The organism is Streptomyces sp. NBC_01363 (assembly GCF_026340595.1).
Classification (GTDB): Bacteria; Actinomycetota; Actinomycetes; order Streptomycetales; family Streptomycetaceae; genus Streptomyces.
In genome coordinates this window covers 1343861-1364316 of sequence record NZ_JAPEPF010000001.1, presented here as the reverse complement: position 1 = coordinate 1364316, position 20456 = coordinate 1343861, and the positions used below count along the sequence as shown (strand labels likewise).

The 20456-nt window shown below is 72.8% G+C and carries 12 protein-coding genes and 1 riboswitch; of the genes, 6 read left to right on the top strand and 6 right to left on the bottom strand.

What is annotated here, in order from left to right:
- Positions 1-70: 70 nt before the first annotated feature.
- From OG611_RS06425 to OG611_RS06415, 3 genes are all read left to right on the top strand, one after another.
- Positions 71-1225, top strand: a complete 1155-nt coding sequence (locus tag OG611_RS06425; protein ID WP_266416404.1) for a PP2C family protein-serine/threonine phosphatase — start codon at positions 71-73, stop codon at positions 1223-1225.
- 311 nt (positions 1226-1536) lie between these two features.
- Positions 1537-1689: riboswitch (cyclic di-AMP (ydaO/yuaA leader) on the top strand.
- Positions 1690-1700: 11 nt separating this feature from the next.
- Positions 1701-2933 carry a M23 family metallopeptidase gene (locus OG611_RS06420; protein ID WP_266416402.1) on the top strand — a complete coding sequence of 411 codons (1233 nt, stop codon included), beginning with the start codon at positions 1701-1703 and terminating at the stop codon, positions 2931-2933.
- Positions 2934-3135: 202 nt separating this feature from the next.
- Positions 3136-4080, top strand: coding sequence for an aldo/keto reductase (locus OG611_RS06415; RefSeq protein WP_266416400.1), 945 nt, complete (start codon positions 3136-3138; stop codon positions 4078-4080).
- Between the two features lie 67 nt (positions 4081-4147).
- On the opposite strand, the gene OG611_RS06410 is transcribed toward OG611_RS06415, so the two are convergent.
- The 4 genes from OG611_RS06410 to OG611_RS06395 form a co-directional block, all read right to left on the bottom strand.
- Positions 4148-5662: a PrsW family intramembrane metalloprotease gene (locus tag OG611_RS06410; protein ID WP_266425583.1), complete on the bottom strand. Its 1515-nt coding sequence runs from the start codon at positions 5660-5662 to the stop codon at positions 4148-4150.
- Positions 5663-5807: 145 nt separating this feature from the next.
- On the bottom strand, positions 5808-6644 hold the full coding sequence (gene trmB / locus OG611_RS06405; RefSeq protein ID WP_266416399.1) for a tRNA (guanosine(46)-N7)-methyltransferase TrmB: 837 nt from the start codon (positions 6642-6644) through the stop codon (positions 5808-5810).
- Positions 6645-6648: 4 nt separating this feature from the next.
- Positions 6649-7905 (bottom strand): L-2-hydroxyglutarate oxidase, encoded by a 1257-nt coding sequence (gene lhgO, locus OG611_RS06400; protein ID WP_266416397.1) that lies wholly within the window; start codon positions 7903-7905, stop codon positions 6649-6651.
- A 114-nt stretch (positions 7906-8019) separates the two neighbouring features.
- Complete coding sequence (locus OG611_RS06395) at positions 8020-9738, bottom strand: sporulation protein (protein WP_266416396.1); 1719 nt, start codon at positions 9736-9738, stop codon at positions 8020-8022.
- Between the two features lie 1186 nt (positions 9739-10924).
- Between OG611_RS06395 and OG611_RS06390 the strand changes: the two genes are divergently transcribed.
- Together OG611_RS06390 and OG611_RS06385 are read left to right on the top strand one after the other, a co-directional pair.
- Positions 10925-13036 (top strand): asparagine synthase-related protein, encoded by a 2112-nt coding sequence (locus OG611_RS06390; protein WP_266416394.1) that lies wholly within the window; start codon positions 10925-10927, stop codon positions 13034-13036.
- A gap of 146 nt (positions 13037-13182) precedes the next feature.
- Positions 13183-16827 carry a BTAD domain-containing putative transcriptional regulator gene (locus tag OG611_RS06385; protein WP_266416392.1) on the top strand — a complete coding sequence of 1215 codons (3645 nt, stop codon included), beginning with the start codon at positions 13183-13185 and terminating at the stop codon, positions 16825-16827.
- On the opposite strand, the gene OG611_RS06380 is transcribed toward OG611_RS06385, so the two are convergent.
- Positions 16814-18835: a sigma-70 family RNA polymerase sigma factor gene (locus OG611_RS06380; protein WP_266416391.1), complete on the bottom strand. Its 2022-nt coding sequence runs from the start codon at positions 18833-18835 to the stop codon at positions 16814-16816. The two genes, OG611_RS06385 and OG611_RS06380, sit on opposite strands and share 14 nt — an antisense overlap.
- 451 nt (positions 18836-19286) lie before the next feature.
- Positions 19287-20012: a TetR/AcrR family transcriptional regulator gene (locus OG611_RS06375; protein ID WP_266416389.1), complete on the bottom strand. Its 726-nt coding sequence runs from the start codon at positions 20010-20012 to the stop codon at positions 19287-19289.
- A gap of 13 nt (positions 20013-20025) precedes the next feature.
- Between OG611_RS06375 and OG611_RS06370 the strand changes: the two genes are divergently transcribed.
- Positions 20026-20202, top strand: coding sequence for a hypothetical protein (locus OG611_RS06370; protein WP_266416388.1), 177 nt, complete (start codon positions 20026-20028; stop codon positions 20200-20202).
- Positions 20203-20456: the final 254 nt, after the last annotated feature.

Below are 20456 nucleotides of genomic sequence, written 5' to 3'. Positions count from 1 at the left end.
CTCCGGCGAGCCTGGGAGCGGGGCGCGGTACCGTCCGCAGCCGCGCGCGTAACCGGGCAGGAGACCACAGGTGTGGAAGCGGGAGAAGCGGCGTGGCAGGCATGCCGGGGGCGGTACCCGGCAGTTCGTACGCACGCTGCCCGCCCTGATGATTCTCGGCGGGCTGGTGTTCGACGCCCTCACCCCGCCGACCTTCACCGCCATTCCGTTGTTCGTGGCCGCTCCGCTGATCGCCGCCCCGTTCTTCTCGCTGGCCAGCACCATCCGTACCGGTGTCGCCGCGATGCTGGCCGTCATCGCGCTGCGGCTGTTCAGCAATACGTTGCCGCAGGCCGTGCCGCTGATCGAGCTGCTCACCCTGGGCACCGTCTCGGTCCTCGCGGTCGTGATCAACGGGGTCGTGCGGCGCAGCAACGAACAGCTGGCCTCCGCGCGGTTCGTCGCGGCGACGGCCATGCGCGCGGTGCTGCCGCAGCCGGCCGACCGGACCGGCGGACTGCAGGTCGCGGCGCGGTACGAGGCGGCGCAGGCGGACGAGTTCGTCGGCGGCGACCTGTTCGCCGTTTCGGACACCCCGTGGGGGGTGCGGCTGGTGGTCGGGGACGTACGGGGCAAGGGGCTCGACGCCGTGGAGACGGTGGCGGTGGTCATCGGGGCGTTCCGCGAGGCGGCCGAGCAGGAGTCCTCGCTGGAGGGGGTGGCGAGGCGGCTGGAGCGGGCGCTGGCCCGGGAGGAGGCGCGACGGGGCGGGCTCGATGTGCTGGAGGGCTTCATCACCGCCGTGCTGGCCGAGATCCCGTCCGGGCTGTCCCGGGTGCGGATCGTCAACCGCGGTCACCCCGAGCCGATCCTGCTGCACCCTGACGGGGCGCTGGAGGTGCTGAAGCCCTCCGTGCCCGCGCTGCCGCTCGGCATGGGCCTGGGGGTGTGGGCGGAGCGGACGGACGAGTGGGATCTGCCGGCCGGGACGACCCTGCTCCTCTACACGGACGGCCTCTCCGAGGCGCGGAACGCCGACGGGGTCTTCTACGACCCGGCGGCCCGGCTGCGCGGGCGGATCTTTCCGGGGCCCGAGGAGCTGCTGTCCGCGCTGACCGATGACGTGCGGCTGCACACGGGCGGCGAGACGACCGACGACATGGCGTTGCTCGCGGTCGTACGTCCCGCAAAGGGGCAGCCGGACCGGCGGAGGACCGTGCGGATCGTCGGCGCGGAGACGACGTGAGGGGCGGAACGCGAGGCGTGAGGGGACGGGATGCGCGATGCGAGGGACGGAACGCGCGATGCGAGGGGGCGGGCCGCGCGATGCCACCGTGCGTAATCGACAAGCGCCGCTCCGCATAACATTTGACGCAACGTCAGAATCGAGGTAGTGGCTGAGGGCCGGTCAACTCGTCCGATTCCACCCGACTGTGTCCCGTAAAGTCCAGGCCAAAGACGTGAACGATCAGTGGGAACAGCTTGGAATACGGCCCCGGTGTCTATTAACGTTCGATAACGCAGCGCGGTCGTCCCAGCCGTCATCAATGGCGGCACCGTGCGCGAGCGCCGAATTCCGCAAGGGAACCGGGGAACCACCTACATGGGGTGAATCGGACACCTGCGTCTCGTGAGAGACGGAGGGGGCCGTAGGAGACCTTCCTGCTCCGAACCCGTCAGCTAACCCGGTAGGCGAGAAGGAAGGAAAGGAGTGCGCCCCCGTGGCGTCCAACAAGCCTGCCCCCGAGGCCCCGTCCCGGTTCGATCCCGACTACGGCACCGGTTATGGCGCCGACTTCGGCCCCCGGCCGGACTCCGGCCACGGCGCCGATTTCGCACCCACCGGGACGGCGACGGCGTTCGGAACCGACTACGGCACCGAGCCGGGCGGCGACTTCGCCGGTGAGTTCGGCAGCGACTTCCACGCCGATTTCCGTACCGACCTCCGCGCCGACGCCAACGACGGTGAGTCCGAACGCAGTTGGGACGAGTGGAACCCCACCGAGGAGTCCGTCCGCCCGGTGCGCGGCAGGCACCGCGTCGCCAAGCAGCGCAACGGACTCGCCCGCAGCTCCACGGTGCTGGGTGTCGGCGTCATAGCGGCGGTCGGCGCGGGCGGCATGGCCACCGCGCAGGGCAAGCCGCCGGTCTCCATCTCCGTGCCCGACGCCATCTCAAACAACCTCCCCGACGCCAAGTCCCTTCCCGGCGTGGGCTCCCTGTTCTCCGGTGAGTCCGAGGCGGACAAGGCCGAGATCGCAGCCGCTTCCGCCCCGCTCACCACCGCCGGCCTCACCACCGCGGAGGCCGAGCAGGGCGCGACGGACGCCGGCGAGGCGCTCCGCGCCCGCATCCTCCAGCAGGCCGAGCAGCAGCAGGACGCCGCCGCCGCCGAGGCCAAGGCGACCCAGGAGAAGGAAGCCGCGGAGAAGGCCGCCGCCGAGGCCAAGAAGCAGCAGGACGAGGCCAAGGCCAAGGTCGCCGCCGAGAAGAAGAAGGCGGAGGAAGAGGCCAAGAAGAAGGCGGAGGCCCTGCGGCTCGCCAAGCTCGCCGCCAGCTACGCCATCCCGACCTCCTCGTACACGATCACCTCGACCTTCGGCGAAGCCGGCTCGATGTGGTCCTCCGGCTACCACACCGGCCTCGACTTCGCGGCTCCGACCGGCACCCCGATCAAGGCCATCCACAGCGGCACGGTCAAGTCGGCCGGCTGGTCCGGTGCGTACGGCTACCGCACGGTGCTGGAGCTCGACGACGGTACGGAGCTGTGGTTCTGCCACCAGTCCTCGATCGGCGTCGGTGTCGGCCAGAAGGTCAGCACCGGTGAGACGATCGGCCGGGTCGGCGCGACCGGCAACGTGACCGGGCCGCACCTCCACCTGGAGGTCCACACCGCCGGCGGTTCGGGCATCGACCCGATGGCCTGGCTCCGCGGCAAGGGCCTCAACCCCTGAGGCGACGCCCGCCCCGATGAACCCCGGCAGCCCTGACGCTCACCCCCCGACGTCAGGGCTGCCGGTCTGTTCTGAGCGGTGCGGGGAGTTCCTGCGAGTGGTGCGGGAATCCGTTGCGAGCGGCGCGGGGATCGGTCACGACCGGTCCGGGAAACGGCGGGCACCCGGAATAGCGGACCCGCCGGAATTCGTTGTTCCACCCATGACTTCTCTTCGTAAGCTGGGCTCCTCCGACCTTCAGGTCTTCCCGCTCGCCCTCGGCGGCAACGTCTTCGGCTGGACCGCGGACGAGGCGCAGTCGTTCGCCGTGCTGGACGCGTACATCGCGGCCGGAGGCAACTTCATCGACACCGCCGACGGCTACTCCGCCTGGGTGCCGGGCAACGAGGGCGGGGAGTCGGAGACGGTCATCGGCAAGTGGCTCGCCGGCCGCTCCGACCGCGCCGACGTCGTCGTCGCCACCAAGGTCTCCACCCACCCCTCGTACAAGGGGCTCGCGCCCGCCAACATCAAGGCCGCGGCCGAGGCGTCGCTGCGTCGGCTCGGCACCGACCACATCGACCTCTACTACACGCACTTCGACGACGAGACCGTCCCCGTCGAGGAGATCATCACCGCCCTCGACCAGCTGGTGAAGGAGGGCAAGGTCCGGGAGATCGCCGCCTCCAACATCAGCCCCGAGCGGCTCCAGGCCTCCCTGGACTTCTCGGAGCGCGAGGGGCTGGCCCGCTACGTGGCCCTGCAGCCGCACTACAACCTGGTCTCCCGCGACACCTACGAGGGCGAGCTCCAGGACACGGCCGCCCGCGCCGGGCTCGCCGCCGTGCCGTACTTCGCCCTGGCCTCCGGCTTCCTCACCGGCAAGTACCGTCCGGGCGCCACGGTGGAGAGCGCGCGGGCCGAGAGCGTCAGCCAGTACCGGGACTCGGAGCGGGGCCAGAAGGTCCTGGCCGCGCTGGACAAGGTTGCTCAGGAGCACGACGCCCAGATCGCGACCGTCGCGTTGGCCTGGCTCGCGTCCCGCCCGACCGTGGCCGCGCCGATCGCCTCGGCCCGTACGGTCGAGCAGCTGCCCGCGCTGGTGGCCGTCGCGGACCTCTCGCTGACCGAGCAGCAGCTGGCCGAACTCACCGAGGCATCCGCCTGACACACGCACCGACCGCACCGCTCCCGAGCGTGCGGCGGCCCCTCGTGGACGCGGTGCGCCGAAGCCCTCAGTGCTGAACCGGCCCGTTCCGGGCCGACTGCTGCGGCGGCAGCATGTATGGGTTGTAGCCGGCGCCGTACTGCGGGTACGGCGCCGGGACCGCCCACGGGGGCGGCGGGTACGAGGGACGCAGGCGGCCCGTCGCCCGGGCCGCGTATGCCAGGGCGGGCGCGGCCACCTCTCTGCGTTGCCAGAGGTGGTGCAGCAGCTCCAGCTCGCGGTCGGCGAAGTCCGGGCCGGCCGCTCCGCGGCGGGCCTGCAGACGCAGCGAGGCCAGTGAGGTCGCGAACGACTCGTACTCGGCGACGGCCTGCGCGGCCGCCTTCCCGTGGGCCTTCGCCGCGGCTTTCGCCTGAGCACTCGGCTGGGCGGCGGGCCAGGAACCGGGGGCGGGGCCGTACGGGCTCTGCAGGCTTCCCGGGGCGGCGACGGCGTACCGTCGGCGGGCCGCGTCGCGGGCCAGGCCGCGGGCCCGCATCGAGGAGAGGGCGAGCGGCTCCGCCGGGGTCAGCCAGCCGGCCGCCGCGTAGGCGGGCAGCTCGGCACAGAGCGTACGCAGCTCCCGCCGGCGGGACCAGATCGCCAGCCAGGTCACCAGACCGAAGACCGGGACCATGAACACCCCGTACACGGCGTAGAAGCCGTACGGGCTGAAGACCGCCGACCCGTTCCACAGCGAATGCATGCCCATGGCGAGGACGAGCCCGAGCAGCGGCAGCGTGATGCGGCGGACGCGCCGGTGTCGTGAGCCGGCCGCGGCGAGCCCGAAACCTATGCCGGTCAGCACCGTGAAGAGCGGGTGCGCGAACGGCGACATCACCGCCCGCACGAAGAATGTCGCGGCCGTCACCGATACGACGCCCGAGGTGCCGATCTGCTGGTCCTGGCCGAAGGCGTTGCCGAGGTAGAGGATGTTCTCGGTGAAGGCGAAGCCGCTCGCGGTGATGCCGGCGATCACGACGCCGTCGACGATCCCGGTGAAGTCCCGTCTTCGGAACAGGAAGATCAACAGGACCGCGGCGGCCTTGGCGCTCTCCTCGACGACCGGGGCTATGACCGTGGCACCGAGGTTGTCGGCGTTGGACGGGTCGGCGGTGGCCGTGGCTATCCAGCGGGTCGCGAAAGAATTCGCGAGGATCGCGACCAGGGCGGCGGCGAACGCACCCCAGGCGAAGGCGAACAGCAGATTCCGCCAGGGGCCCGGATCGACCCGGTCCAGCCAGCGGAACGCCGCCACCAGGAGCGGTACGGGCAGCACGGCGAGACCGAGGCCGACGAGAAAGCCCTGAGTGCCGGTCTGATCGCGGACCAGGGCCAGGATCGCCAGACCGCAGAGCGTGAGCACCGTGAACACGGCCGCGACACGGAACGTCCGGCTGCGCCACACCATGCCGACGCGGCGCGGCCGGTAGCGCCAGTGCCTGCGCTCCGGCACGGCAGCCAGGATCTCGCCGACCCGCTGCTCCTCGAGGAGCGGGACGGCCGGCTGCGACTGCCGTTGTTGGACAGACCCGTCGGACACCACGCAATGACCCTAACCAGCGGCACTGACACCTGACCATGGGGCGACCGCGCCCGACCACGGGGCGACCGCGCCTGGCCATGGGGCGACCGCGCCTGGCCATGGGGCGACCGGCCCGCCACGGGGCCGGAGCCGCGTGCGGGTCTCAGCTGCGGGCGAAGAGCAGGTCGTGCACGACATGGCCCTTGTCCAGGCCCTGCCCCTCGAACCGGGTCAGCGGCCGGAACGCGGGCCGGGGCGCGTAGCCGCCGTCCGCCCGGGTGTTCTCGAAGAGGGGGTGCGCGCTCAGCACCTCCAGCATCTGCTCGGCGTACGGCTCCCAGTCGGTCGCGCAGTGGATCACTGCCCCCGGCTTCAGCCGCTGCGCCACCAGATCGAGGAACTCCGGCTGGATCAGCCGACGCTTGTGATGTCGCTTCTTGGGCCACGGGTCGGGGAAGTACACCCGCAGCCCGTCCAGCGAATCCGGCTTGAGCATCTCGCGCAGCAGGATGATCGCGTCGCCGTTGGCCACCCGGACGTTGGACAGGCCGTTCCGGTCCGCGAGGCCGAGCAGATTGCCCTGGCCCGGGGTGTGCACATCGACGGCGAGGATGCCCGTGCCCGGGTCGTCGGCGGCCATCCGAGCGGTGGCCTCGCCCATGCCGAAGCCGATCTCCAGCACGACCGGGAGCCCGTCGAACAGCTCGGGCAGGTCGAGGACGTGCTGCCCGTCGATGTCCAGGCCCCACTTGGGCCAGAGCCGCAGCAGGGCTTCCTCCTGGCCGGGCGTGACACGGCTGCGGCGCGGCTGGAAGCTGCGGATCCGGCGCTCGTGGTGCGAACCGGCCGGGTCGACGGCGGGCCCGCCCGGGAAGCGCGGCTCCTGGCGCAGCCTGCGCTGCCGCTCGAAGGCGGCGGCGCGCAGATCGTCCGGGACCCCGGCAGCGGACGAGGAGAGGTTCTCGGGGGAGTCCCCGGAGAGACTCTCGGAGGGGTTCATGGGCTCAGACACAATGCCCCGATTCTACGGCGGGCGGTCTCCACCCCGTCTCCCGTGCCCGGAGCAGCGCCCTGCGTGCCACCTCCCGCCCGATGGGCAGCGAAGCCGTGGCGGCGGGCGACGGAGCGTTCAGTACGTGGACGGTGTGCGGGGCCTCGCGGATCAGGAAGTCGTCCACCAGGGTGCCGTCCCGCAGCACGGCCTGGGCCCTGACCCCGGCCGGGGCCGGTCTCAGATCGGCCTCCGTCACCTCGGGCAGCAGCCGCCGTACGGCCTGGGTGAAGGCCTGCTTCGACAGCGAACGGCGCACCTCGCCCGCCCCGTACCGCCAGTGTCTGCGCGCGATCTGCCAGGTGCCGGGCCAGGCCAGGGTGTCCGCCAGCTCGCGCGGGCGTACGACCGGCCAGCCGTACCCCTCGCGGGCCAGCGCCGGCACCGCGTTCGGCCCGACGTGGACGCTGCCGTCGTGGCCCCGGGTCAGATGGACCCCGAGGAACGGGAACGCCGGATCGGGCACCGGATAGACCAGGCCGCGCACCAGCTCCGGCCGCGCCAGCTCGTAGTACTCCCCCCGGAAGGGCACGATCCGCATCCCCGGGTCGTCGCCCGCGAGCCGGGCCACCCGGTCGCAGTGCAGCCCCGCGCAGTTGACCAGCACCCGGGCCCGGACCACCATGCCGTCCGCCGTGCGCACCGCCACGCCCCAGGGGCGCCGGTCGATCGCGGTGACCTCCGCCCCGTAGCGGATCACCCCGCCGGCGCCGCTCACCTCGGTGGCGAACCGGGCCGCGACCGCCCCGAAGTCGCACACCCCGGTCGACCCGACCCGGATCGCGGCGAGGCCGCTCACCTGCGGCTCGTACTCCGTGATCTGGGCGGGGCCCAGCTCGCGCACCGGCAGTCCGTGCTGTCGGCCGCGCTGGACCAGGGCGTGCAGCCGGGGCAGCTCGGAGCGCTCGGTCGCGACGATCAGCTTGCCGGTCACCGCGTGCGCGATGCCGTGCTCGGCGCAGAACTCGACCATTTCGGCGGCGCCGCGCACCGCGTAGCGGGCCTTGAGCGAGCCGGGGCGGTAGTAGATGCCGCTGTGGATCACTCCGCTGTTGCGTCCGGTCTGGTGCCGGGCCGGGCCGGGCTCCTTCTCCAGGACCGTCACCCGGGTGCCCGGAGCGGTGCGCGTGATCGCATACGCCGTCGACAGGCCGACGATCCCGCCGCCGATCACCAGCACGTCGCAGTCGTACGCCGCGTGCGTCATCATCACGCCACCTCCCACCCCGATAGTGCACTGACCCACTGACAACGCACTCAAACCAGCGGGGCCCAGCGTGGCGCCGAATCTTTACGGCCCGGCTCGTGGCACGTCGGATTCCGTTTACGCGGGCGCCACCAGGAGTGGCCTGGCCCGCTCACGCAGCTCGGCGACGCGCGGCTCGTGCCCGTACGGTTCGAGCCGGTGCAGCAGATCCCGTACGTACTCCGTGGTCCGCGCCGAGGAGATGCGGCCCGCCACCTCCACCGCCCGGGTGCCCGCGGCGCAGGCGGCGTCCAGATTGCCCGACTCCAGCTCGGCCACCGCCGACACCACGAGCCGCAGCCCGTGCGAGCGGACGAACTCCTCGGTGGGCCTGGACAGCGCCTGCTCGGTGAAGCGCCGCACCTGCCGGGGCGCCTTCAGATCGAGGTGGCACTCCGCGGCATCGGCCGCGAACCTGTCGTACGAGTAGAAGCCCAGCCAGGACGGGTCCGCGTCGCCGTCCCTGGAGCGCTCCAGCCAGCCCTCGGCGGCCTTCAGCGCGGATCCCGCTGCGGACGCGTCGTTCGCCTTGGCATGGGCACGGGCCTCCACCAGGCGGAAGAAGCTCATGGTGCGGGCCGTGGCGAGGCCGCGGTTGCGTTCGACGGCGGCCTGCGCGAGGTCGACCCCCTCGTCGGCGAAGCCGCGGTAGGTCGCCTGGAGCGACATCGACGCGAGGACATAGCCGCCGAGGGGCACGTCGGCCGCGCCGCGCGCGAGCCTCAGCGCCTGGATGTAGTAGCGCTGCGCGGCCTCCTGCTGGCCGGTGTCGAAGGCCATCCACCCGGCGAGCCTGGTCAGCTCGGCCGCCGCGCCGAAGAGCGCCCGGCCCACCTCGTCGCTGTACGAACCGAGCAGCAGCGGTGCGGCGTCCACTCGTAAGCACTCGGGAACCATGGAGGAGCGCCAGTCCCCGCCGCCGTACTTGGAGTCCCAGCGGCGGGCGTCCTGGGCAGCCTCCCGCAGCTTGGAGACGTCGCTGTGGCCGACCCGCAGCGGGGAGATGTCGCTGATGACGGTGGTGGTGGCCGTGGTGGCCGTGGTAGTGGCGACTGGGGCCGCGGACGTGGATTCCGGGCGCGGCTGGGCGGGGATGGAGAGGGCCTGTCGCGTACCCAGCGCTCCCAGCGTGCCCAGCGCAGTCTGGGCCGCCTGTGCGTTCAACGCGGCCTGGGTGCCAGGTCGCGGCTGCACCCCGGATGCCGGCTGTGCGACCGGTACCGGCTCCGTGCCCTTCGCCACCCTGCCCGGCGGGCCCTGCGCCCCTGCACCGCCCCGTGCGCCCTGGGTGTCGAGGGCGGTTGCCCCGATTGCTGTCGCTTCTCGTGCCACCGTCGCGTCGGCGGGGCATATCAGCCAGCGGGACGCGGGCGTCGCGTACGCGCTCACCGAGAACGAGCCCGCGAGCGACTGCCAGATACCGCCGCCGCCCGCCCTCCGTCCGGCCAGATCCAGCCGGTACAGCTCGGTCGCCGAACGGACCGCCTCGCCCACGTCGCGCGGGAAGGCCAGCCCGACCTCCGGCGCCGGATCGGCGTCCGCGAGCCCGATCTCGTGCAGCGGGACCGGCCGGCCGAGCTTGGCGCCGATCGCCGCGGCGATGAGATGGGGCGCGGCGCCCTGCGGCACCATGCCCTTGGCGACCCACCGGGCCACCGAGGTCTTGTCGTACCGAAGTGTCAGACCGCGCTGCGCCCCGAGGTCATTGACCCGCCGGGCGAGCCCGGCGTTGCTGATTCCCGCGAGGGCGAGAACGGTTCCGAGCTTCTCGTTCGGTCCGCGTTGCTCCCTGGACATGCGCCACCCCTCGACACACAGACGGCCGCCGCGTCACCGTTGCGGCGCGCGGCATTCGTACCGTGTCCTCCCCAGCGACGAACCCCGGCACTCCGGCCGCACACGCATATGGCCGAGCCCCGAGGAATATGCCCCCTGCAGAGAACCTCAGTAAACCCAGCGTAGTTCGCCGCATCCCTACCGTTAAGGGGCAGACGTCCGTATGGCGGGATTGTTGTCCGTACGGACGGGGGCGGTGGTCCGGGTAGGAGTCGGGAGCGGTCCGGGCGGGGGCGGGACGCGGTTCGGGTGCGGGTCGGCCGCTGCGCGAACCGGGCCTGTGACCCCGCTCGACGGCGCACGGGAACGGCACTTGGAGGCGTCGTTCGTCCGTGGTGCCGGGCGCCGCGCGCCGAGCTCCGTACGTGCTCCTGGTGTGTGGCCGTGCGCCTGGCCGTGCGCTCTCGTCGGGCAGTTTCGGAGGCGTTTCCATGGGTGCTGCGTGGGTCGGCCCACTGCATAGGACTCAGTGGGCTGGGGGACACTGCCGCCTCATTCCCCGCAGGCGGCGGACCGGTCCGGGAGGTGAACGACGCCTCCCGGACTGTGCATCGGTGGTTCCGGTGGAGATCTTTCGCAGCTGCCGGAGGGTTCCAGGAGGCATTCGGGAAGATTCGGGGAGTGAAGTGGGGCGAAAGGGTGCTTCTGGTACGGCGAGTTCCCCTTCGAGGGGTTCCGAACTGCTCTGAGAATGGCTGAATGTCGCCGGTCGTTCGAGGTTGGGCCGCCCGTTTCGCGGACATCTCGTCGACCGCCCGGCAGTCGCCCGTCGGCGGCTCGGGGGCGGCTCGTGGGCGGTTCGAGGATGGCCGGATCTCGTCTGGCGGATCTGGCTCACACGGAGAAGTCAACGCGCCGGTCACGTAAGTCAGTTGGCGGACGACGCGCTTGGCGCGGGCCATGCGTGACGTCATGTCGCCGGAAGCGCCGCTCGCGGCCCGCCCGGTGTGCGCCTGCCCGCACCGGGGTCGGCCTCCTGTCCGGCCGGGCCTTTGCCAGGGGCGCATGCCCTTCCGACGTGCGCCCTACGGAGCCCCTCCTGTGCGCCGTTGTCGTGGCAGCATGTTCGCAACGGCGCCGCGCGTTACCGGGGTTCTCCTGATGCAGCTCTGCTGCGCCGTTTTGTCCACAGCCTGTGGAGGCGGCGATGCGTTGGTTGGTGGGGTGGAGCAGTATCGCCGCGAGCTTCGGCACGGCCGGTGCGGTCGGCCCCAGTGACGAGGGGCGCACGATGCACCCCGTCGGCTCCCAACTCCTCTGGGGCGACCCGGATCCGCTCTGGGCCGTGGGCGACTGGCGGCCCGACGAGATCCGGATCACCACGGTCGAGACCGGCGAGGGCGCGCCCACCGCCCGGATGGCCGTCCTCGGCTGCTGCAGCGCCACCGACGAACAACTGCGCTCCGGCCTCCTCGCCGCCCGCGGCGGAGCCCTGCGCCACCTCACCTCCTGGCCCGGCAGCTACACGACCATCGTCCAGATCGGCCGCCGGATCACCGTCATCGGAGACCTCGCCGGTGCCCGCCCCGTCTTCTACACGCCCTGGGCGGGCGGCACGGCGTACGCCACCGCCGCACTCCCCCTCGCCGACCTCATCGAGGCCCAGCTGGACATCGGCCACCTGGCCGCCCTCCTCGCCTGCCCCGAAACACCGGAGGCGCTGCGCGACGGCACTCCGTACGCCGGCGTGAAGCGCATCCCGCCGGGCCACGCGCTCATCCTCCGCGAGGGCTCGCGCGAGATCACCGGTTACGAGGCGGTGGCCTCCCTCGCCGTGGCCGCCCCCCAGCTCGACCCGGTCAGCGCCGTCGACGGCGTACGCGACGCGCTGGTCGAAGCCGTACGCGCCAGACTCCTGGCCCCGCGCCACGCGCCCGAGACCCTGCCGCCCGACCCCGGCCCGGTTCCCGGCATGGGCCCCGCCGAACGGCGCGCCGCTCGTGGCGCACCCGTCCCCGGCATCGGCGCCGACCTGTCCGGAGGCAGCGCCTCCGCCACCCTCGCCCTGCTCGCCGCCGGACTCCCGGGCCTGCCCGGCACCCTCCTCGGCCACGGCGCGGGAGCGGGGGAGCGGCTGCTCGCCGTCACCCTCAACGACCTCACCGCGCGCGGACACGAGGACGAACTCGAACGCGCCCGCGTCATCGCAGCCAACCCGCGCCTGCACCATGTGGTCGTCGCCGCCGGGGAGGAGGCCCTGCCCTATGCCGACCTGGGCGGCGGCCCGCTCACCGATGAACCCGCCCCGTCGCTCGTCGTCGCCGAGCGCCACCGCAGGCGCCTCGCTTCGGGCAGCGCCGACCACTTCGTCGGCGGCGGTGCCCGGCAGGTCCTCGACGCCCACCCGGCCCGCCTCGCCGACCTGCTGATGGACCGCCGCCGACGCCATCTGCTGCGCCCGGTCGCGGCGCTCGCCAAGGCCGAGGGCCCGAGCGCGCACTCCCTGTTCGTCCCGCTGACCGTCTACCGCGCGGCCCGCCGCCTGTCCCGTACGTCGTACCGCACCGGCCTGGAAGTGGCGGCCGACCGGCTGCCGGACGCCAACCGGCACGCCCCCGACCTCGACACCCCCGCCGATGCGTCGCTGGCCGCCCTCGCCTGGTCGCGGCCCGGACCCGCCGCGCGCTGGCTCACGGGGGAGGCGCTGGCCGAAGTCTCGGTCCGGCTCCAGGAGGCGGCCATCCGCCCCGTCTCCGTCCAGCGTCCCGGTGAGGCCCGCGCCAGGGCGGCCCTGGCCCGGTACGCCGCCGACCACCGGATCCTGGAGCAGGCCGCCGAGAACCGCAGCCAGCGGCTGCACGCCCCGTACCTCGACAACCAGGTCGTACGCGCTGCCCGTGCGCTCCCCGAATCGCTCCGGGTCCAGCCGGGCGCCCGCGCCGCGATCCTGCGCCGGGTGCTCGCCGGCGCGGGTATCCACGAACTGCCGCCGGGCTGGGGCACGCCCTCCCTCGCCACGTCGAACGCGACCGCCCGCACCGGTCTGCGCGCCGCCCTCCCGGAGCTGATCGCCCTCTTCGACGCCCCACTGCTCGCCGACGCGGGCCTGGTCGAGGCCCGTGTCGTACGGAAGGCCCTGCGCGCGGCCTCCGAGGGAGAACCGCTCCCGCTGGAGGGCCTCGCGCACCTGGCGTCCACGGAGCTCTGGCTCCGCCGGCTCGTGTCGCGACGCGGCACCTGCTGGACGGGCACGGCGGCGCCCCGTCAGCGTGCGGTCGCGGGCGGAGTCGTTCCGGCCAGGCGGACACTGCAGCCGTAGGAAGCCGAAGCCGCAGACGTAGACGCGGGTATCTGGGATCTGGCATCGGACATCTGGCATCGGGTGCTGGGTGCCAGGTGCCAGGTGCCAGGTGCCGGTGCGGGTGGCCGCCTGCCCTCGGCCGGGGCGCGGGACACAATGGCCCGGTGCGGTATCTGATCCTGGGCGTCACCGAGGCGCGAGACGAGAACGGCAGTGCCCTGCCCGTGGGCGGTACCCGGCTGCGCGCTCTCCTCGCCGCCCTCGCGCTGCGTGCGGGACGCCCCGTCCCCGTCGCCGATCTGGTCGACGACGTATGGGCCGCGGATCCCCCGCAGGACGCCCCCGCCGCGCTCCAGGCGCTGGTGGGCCGGCTGCGCCGGGTGCTGGGCAGGGACGCGATCACGAGTACCCACGGGGGCTACCGCCTGGCGGCCGGGCCCGACGAGGTCGACCTGTACGTGTTCGAGCGGCTCTCCCGCCAGGGGGCCGAGGAGCTCGACGCGGGCGATCCCGTGACGGCCGCGCGCACGCTCCGTACCGCGCTCGCCCTGTGGCGCGGCCCCGTGCTGGCCGATCTGCCGGAACGCGACCACGGCCACGCCCTGCGCCCCGAGGGCCACCGCCTGGCCGCGCTGGAACGCCGTATCGAGGCCGACCTGCGGTGCGCGGCGACGGGCGCGGGTGGCGGTGCGGGGCCCGACGCGCGACCGCGGACCCTCGTGCCCGAGCTCATGGAGCTGACGGCCGCCCACCCGTATGACGAGCGCTTCCGGGCCCAACTGATCCGGGCCCTGCGCGCCGAGGGCCGCCAGGCCGATGCGCTGGCCGCCTACGAGGAGGCCCGCCGCGCCCTCGCCGACGATCTCGGGACCGACCCGGGGCCGGAACTGATCGCGCTCCACCGGGAGTTGCTCGCCCCGCCGCAGGTGTCGTCCGCAGCGGTGGCGGGGGTGGCAGGGGTGGCGGCGCGCCCGCAGCGCCCGCTCGAACCGCGTCCGCCCGGACCGTCCCGCCCCGCCGTCGTGTACGGCAACCTCCGGCCCCGGCTCACCTCTTTCGTCGGGCGCGAGCCCGAACTGTGGTCCATCCGCGCCGATCTCAGCCGTTCCCGACTGGTCACCCTCACCGGTCCCGGTGGCTCCGGCAAGACCCGGCTCGCCGAGGAGGCCGCCGCCTCCGCGGCCTCCGCGGCCTCCTCTGCCTCCACCGCTTCCACCGCCTCCGCGACAGACACGGACGCCTGGATCGCCGAACTCGCCTCCGTGGACGACCCCGTCGACGTACCCGGAGCCGTGCTCTCCGCTCTCGGGCTGCGCGAGACGGCCCTCCTCCGTGACAACAACCGTGACGGACAACCGCTGCGCACCGACCCGACCGACCTCCTGGTCGAGCACCTGGCGCACTGCTCCCGCATCCGCCCCTTCCTGCTCATCCTGGACAACTGCGAGCACGTCATCGAGGCGGCCGCCACCCTCGCCGAGACCCTGCTCACCCACTGTCCGCAGCTGCGCATCCTCGCCACCAGCCGCGAACCCCTCGGTGTCCCCGGCGAATCCGTACGCCCGGTCGGCCCGCTCCCGGCCGACCCCGCCCACCGGCTGTTCGCCGAGCGCGCCCGTACCGTACGCCCCGATTTCGACCCCGAGCAGGAGGCCGTGCACGATGCGGATGCCGTCGCCGAGATCTGCCGGCGGCTCGACGGGCAGCCGCTCGCCATCGAGCTCGCCGCCGCGCGGCTGCGGATGCTCAGTCCGCGTCAGATCGCGGACCGGCTCGACGACCGATTTCTTCTGCTGACCGGCGGAAGCCGGACCGTACTGCCGCGTCAGCAGACGCTGCGTGCCGTCGTCGACTGGTCCTGGGACCTCCTCGACGAGGACGAACGCACGGCTCTGCGACAGGTCTCCGTCTTCGCGGGCAGCTGGGATCTGCCGGCCGCGGAAGCCGTCATCGCACCCGGAGCAGCACCGGTCGCAGCAGCTGTCCGGGCCGAACCTGCCAGAGGAACGCCTGCCGGAGGAGCGACCACCGGAGGAGCGACCACCGGAGGAGCGCCTGCCGGGTCGGCCGCCGCCGGCAGTGCCCGCGCCGCCGAAGCCTCCGCCCGCCTCTCCACCGCCGACCTGATCGGCGCGCTCGTCGACAAGTCCCTCGTCGTCGCCACTCCGACCGCCACCGGCGAGATGCGCTATCGCCTCCTGGAGACCATCCACGAGTACGCCACCGAGCGTGCCGCCGAGGTCCCGGAGATACGCGCAGCCGCCGCGAGCGCGCACACCGCGTACTTCGTCGCGCTCGTCGAGGAGGCCGAGCCCCGCCTCCGCTCCGGCGACCAGCTGCCCTGGATCGAACGCCTGGAGACGGAACTCGACAACATCCGGGCCGCCCTCCACCGGACCACCGTCACCAGCCCGTCCGAAGCGGAAGCTGTACGACTGGTTCTCGGCATGGGGTGGTTCTGGTGGCTGCGCAACTTCCGCTCCGAGGGTTTCACCTGGACCGAGCGGGCCGTGGCGCTCGGGCCGGAACCGGCCGACGACAGCGACCCCCGCTACTGGCCGCGCATGCATCTGGAGATGCTGCGCCACTTCCTCGCCGTGGAGAGCCGACCTGCCGCGGACGTCCACGGCGACGAGCGCCATCGGGAGCTGATGTGCCGGGTGGGCGACGCGTTCAGGTCCTCGGGCCCGCAGTCCGCCCGTTTCCCGGGACTGCTCTGGCCGATGGTCCTGTTCCCGACCGGCACGGCGGCCGACACCCACGCGTTGATCGACCAGGTGGTCGACAACACCCGTGTCCATGGCGGCGTCTGGGAGTACTGCCTCGCCCTGATGTTCCGTACCCACATGGCGGTCGACATGCCGGGCGGCATGCCCGGGGTCGACGACGATCTCGCGGAACTGCGCGAGCTGAGCCGCCGCGTCGGCGACCGCTGGATCCGCGCGCAGGTCGCGGGCGCTGCCGCGGAGGCGGGCGTGATGCGCGGAGGGTTCCCGCAGGCCCGAGCGGCGTACGAGGAGGCGTTGCTGCTGTCCCGTGAGGTCGGGGCGCATGCCGAGGCGCCGTTCCTCCTCGCCCGCATCGCGGAACTCGCCTACCGGACCGGGGACATGGCGGAGTACGAGCGGGCCCTGACCGAATCGGAGCGCGAGGCGGACCGCTACCAGGTGCACGACGCCCGCGCCTACGGCCAATTCCTGCGCGCCACCACGGCCCTGGAGCGGGGGGAGATCGCGCAGGCGCGGCGTCTGGTCACCGAGGCGGCGTACGCGGTCGGGCGGGGCAGCCCGCCGTCGCACTTCAAGGTGGTGATCGAGGGGCTGGCCGCCCGGATCACGGTGCACGAGCCGGGACCCGGCCGTGGTCCGGTCGCCGGTGTACGAGGCCTGACCTCGGCACTCCGCGCCGCGAGGGACGCCCAGTGTGCCGAGCTCGTCACCGGGCATCTGGCGGACTGCGTGGCGACCGCGCTGCCGAAGGTGGGCCACCACGGAGCCGCTGTACGGATCCTGGCCGCGGCGGACGACTGGCGGTTGTTCGGCCCCAGGACCGTGGTGCAACAGGCCGAGGTGGACGAGGCCGAGCGGCAGGCACGCGAGGAGCTGGGACCTCAGCTGTACGAGGCCGAGCGCGCCGCGGGACGCGCGCTGACCGTCGACGGCGTCATCGAGCTCCTGACCCGCATCACCGAGGAGCTTCCGGAAACACCGGGATGCATGGATGCCCCGGGGTTCGCGGACGCTCCGCGGCGCCCGGAATTGCCGGGTTTCACCTCCGGCCTCACCCCGGACCGGCTCACCGGCAACTGATCCTCGAATTCGCCCAGTCGGCGAGCGCCATGAAGCCACCGGGCCGGGCGGACTCGACGACGAGCCGGATCCGCTCCTGACCGGCGATACCGACGCCCACGGGCACGGCCGGGTCGTCGCCGTTCATCACCGGGGACTGCCACAGCCGCGCCCCGTCACCGTTGAAGACGGAGAAGCGCACCGAGCCGAGCCCCATCGTCATGTCGTCGATCCCGACCATCGCCTCGTACCGCGTGCACTGCTTGTTCAGCTGGATGACGACCGAGGAATTGCTGTGGACGGTCACCCCGTGCGCGTACGTCGTGCCGCCGATCGACACCTGGGAACGCTGCCAGACCCAGTTGCTCTCACCGAAGACCACCTCTGGTTCGGTGTGGTCGCCCAGGATCGAGTAGCGCAGCTCGTTGACCTGGTAGACGGTCGGCGCGGGAGGCGTCGGGGTCGGGGTCGGCTCGGGCTCCGGCGCGGGTGGCGTCGGCTTGGGTGGCGTCGGGGTCGGGGTCGGCGTCGGAGTGGGGGTCGGGGTCGGTTTGGGTGGCGCCGGTTTGGGAGCGGGTTTCGGGGGCGGTGTCGGGGTGGGTGTCGGCTTGGGACTGGGCTTGGGCGGCGGTGTGGGCGCGGGGGGCGCGGGCGGCGCCGGCTGGGCGGGCTTCGGCGCGGGCGGCTTCGGCGAGGGTGGCGGTGTCGGCGCCGGAGGCGCCACGACAGCCGGCTTCGCCACATGCTTGGCCTCGGGCTTCGGCTGGTCGTCGCCGACCAGCGCCCAGGCCAGTCCGGCCGCCGCGGCCACGACGACCGCCGCCGCGATACCGGCCTTCGCCGGTGCGCCGAGCCCCTCCGAGGCCGCGGCACCACCGGACGCACCCCCGGTGGAGCTGCCCCCGGACGCCGCCGCGGCGGCACCCGCACCCGCGGCTCCCGCCGCGCCACCGGCGACGATTCCGGCAGCCTTGAGCGCGTACCCGCCGGCGAACCAACCGATGACCGCGACCGGCAGCAGCGCGGGAATCCCGGCGTTGACGTGGGCCAGTTCGCCCGCGGCGAGCCGGCACTTCGAGCACCCCTCCAGGTGTCCGCGCAGGCCGCGCTCGGCCCGCATACGGAGCCCGCCACGGGCATACGCGCCGAGCCGGTCGGCGTAGCGCGCGCAGTCGCCGCCCGCGGTCAGGGCCTGGCTCACATGCGCCTGCAGGTAGGCCTGCTTGAGGCCCTCGCGGGCCCGGCTGGCCAGCACCGCCGTGGCATTGGCGGTCAGTCCGAAGAGGGGGGCGATCTCGCTGGGCGACTCCTCCTCGACGGTGGTGTGCCACAGCACGGCCTGCCAGCGCTCCGGCAGACTGCGGAACGCCTGCATGGCCATCGACTGCTCGGCCTCGTGCATCGCCAGCACATCGGCACCGAGGTCGAGCGTGTCCGCGTCCGACACCTGGGAGGACTGGGATGCCTGCGCGGCGAACACCGCGAAGTCGTCGACCAGATGCTCCCGCTTCGCGGTCTTGGTCCAGGCGGCGCCGACATGGCGGACGGCCGTCATCAGATAGGCCCGTACGGCCTCCTCGGGCCCCTTGCCGCGGCGTACCGCCTGCAGCGTGCGGGCGAAGACCTCGGCCGTCAGGTCGTCGGCCGTGTGGGCGTCCCGGCAGCAGCTCCGCGCGTAGCGTCGCACCGCGTCGGAGTGCCGTCGGAAGAGCTCCTCGTACGCGAGGTCGTCGCCGTCCCGCATCTGCCGGATCAGATCGGCGTCGGAGACAACGGTGCCGGAGGCATCGGTGGCGCCGGTGCTGCGGCCCTCCCGCTGCATCGGCACCGCGGCGTCGGCCCCGGGACCTGGATCGACCGGTGCCGACCACGGACCTGGGAGGACGGTGCCGCCCTCGGCGTCACCGCTCGACCGCCCCGGCCCGGCCTGACTCGGTACCTGCCGGGCTGACAGCCCACCGGCCTCCGTGACACCGCCCGCGGCGGAGACGTCGTCGAGCGACTCTTCCTGCTGCCCGTCACCGCTCATCGCGGTAGCCCCCGTATGCGCTGTCGGACCCGAACATCGGGCAAGAGTGCCACATGGCGCAATCACGACAGACCCTCAGCCCCTGCAACCACTCATCCGGGGCGTTTTTCCGAATGTGAGTACTAACAGACATCCATTCGGGGAAGGCTCGACAGTCTCCTTTTACGCGAGCGAGTTGCAGCCGCAGTGCGCGATCCGGGAGCGGCAGGCGCGCGGCCAGCGGGAGTTGCGGGTTTTGCCAGCCGGGGAGGCGGCCGTGGACGCCGGACGCGAAGGTCGGACGGGCGGCGACAGGCGATGACGGGCCGTCGGCCGAGACCCCATCAAAACGGGCCACATCCACCGACGCTCACGCGAAGGAACTCAACCGCTCAACAACACGCTCCGGCGTCGGCACGCCGGGCGCAGCGGCGGCACCCGCCACTGCGCCCGCGCACCCGGCGCATTCCGCTCAGGCGACCGGCCGGGAGCGCAGCCCCTCCAGCAGGATGTCCAGGAGCCGGCTCGAAGCGGCGGCCTGCTGAGCCGCGTCAGGCAGCGAAGGCGCCGCCGTCGCTATCACCAGCAGTACATCCGCGACCGTCACGTCACGACGCAGTTCACCGGCTGCCCGTGCCCGGTCGACCAGGCGGCCGACCACCTCCAACAGCTCGCCGGCACCCGTGTCATCGTCCTCGATGCCGGTCTCCGCGGCGGAACGCTCGTCGGCCGGCCGGAGGTCGGCCTGGCCGGCGCCCTGGCGCTGCTGAGGCACGCGGGCCTCGTCGCGGCCACTGCCCGACACCGATGCCGACGCCGAGCCCGACAGGGTCACCGACTCCCCGGCCACCGTCGAGGCGACGCCGTCGGAATCGACATCGACGCCGACCCGCAGGACCTGGGGCGGCAGCAGCCGCCCCGCGCCCGAGGCCACGGACGTCCGCAGGAAGCGCGACAGCGCCGACCACGGCTCGTCCTCCTGGCCGAGCGCGGTCCGGGCCTGGTCCGTCAGCCGGGAGGTCTCTTCCTCGGCTATCCGGCGGACCAGCACGTCCTTGCTCGGGAACCGGCGGTACACCGTGCCGACTCCGACTCTGGCGCGTCGCGCCACATCCTCCATCGGAGCCCCGTATCCCAGCTCGCCGAACACCTCACGCGCGGCTCGCAGGACATGTTCCAGATTGCGCTGTGCATCCACGCGAAGCGGAGCCGTGCGGCCATTCGTCCCGGTCGACGCGGTCGTCGCCCCGTTCGCCCCGTTCGCCCCGTTCGCTCCGACCGTGGCGACCGAACTCGTCGACGCCACCGCCCCGACCGTTCCCACCGCTCCGTTTCGTCCCGTTCCGTCGGACGAATGGGACGGAACCGCAGCAGCAGTCTGCCAATGAGAATCCTGAATGTGCATAACTGTTCCCCCGGTTATGACGTCTCCCCCCGGAGACTTCCCGCCGTTTGAGCCGGAGAGTGGATCATCGTCCCAACCCGTCACCCCGACGACATACGAACATAGTTGAGCCCGGCTCAATTCAGAAGGGGGTAGTTCCGCACGGAGCGCCCCCCGATCGGAGCAAGGACCGGTTGGTCACTGATTCGGCCCCTGCCCAGGGCCCCCACTCCAACCCCTGACCTGCGCGGCTTGCGT

What these genes read in the sequence shown, in the direction of transcription:
- trmB (WP_266416399.1), bottom strand. Translation starts at nt 6,644, where the DNA reads ATGAACCCCTCCGAGAGTCTCTCCGGGGACTCCCCCGAGAACCTCTCC.
- OG611_RS06395 (WP_266416396.1), bottom strand. Translation starts at nt 9,738, where the DNA reads ATGTCCAGGGAGCAACGCGGACCGAACGAGAAGCTCGGAACCGTTCTC.
- OG611_RS06380 (WP_266416391.1), bottom strand. Translation starts at nt 18,835, where the DNA reads ATGAGCGGTGACGGGCAGCAGGAAGAGTCGCTCGACGACGTCTCCGCC.
- OG611_RS06415 (WP_266416400.1), top strand. Translation starts at nt 3,136, where the DNA reads ATGACTTCTCTTCGTAAGCTGGGCTCCTCCGACCTTCAGGTCTTCCCG.
- lhgO (WP_266416397.1), bottom strand. Translation starts at nt 7,905, where the DNA reads ATGATGACGCACGCGGCGTACGACTGCGACGTGCTGGTGATCGGCGGC.
- OG611_RS06390 (WP_266416394.1), top strand. Translation starts at nt 10,925, where the DNA reads ATGCGTTGGTTGGTGGGGTGGAGCAGTATCGCCGCGAGCTTCGGCACG.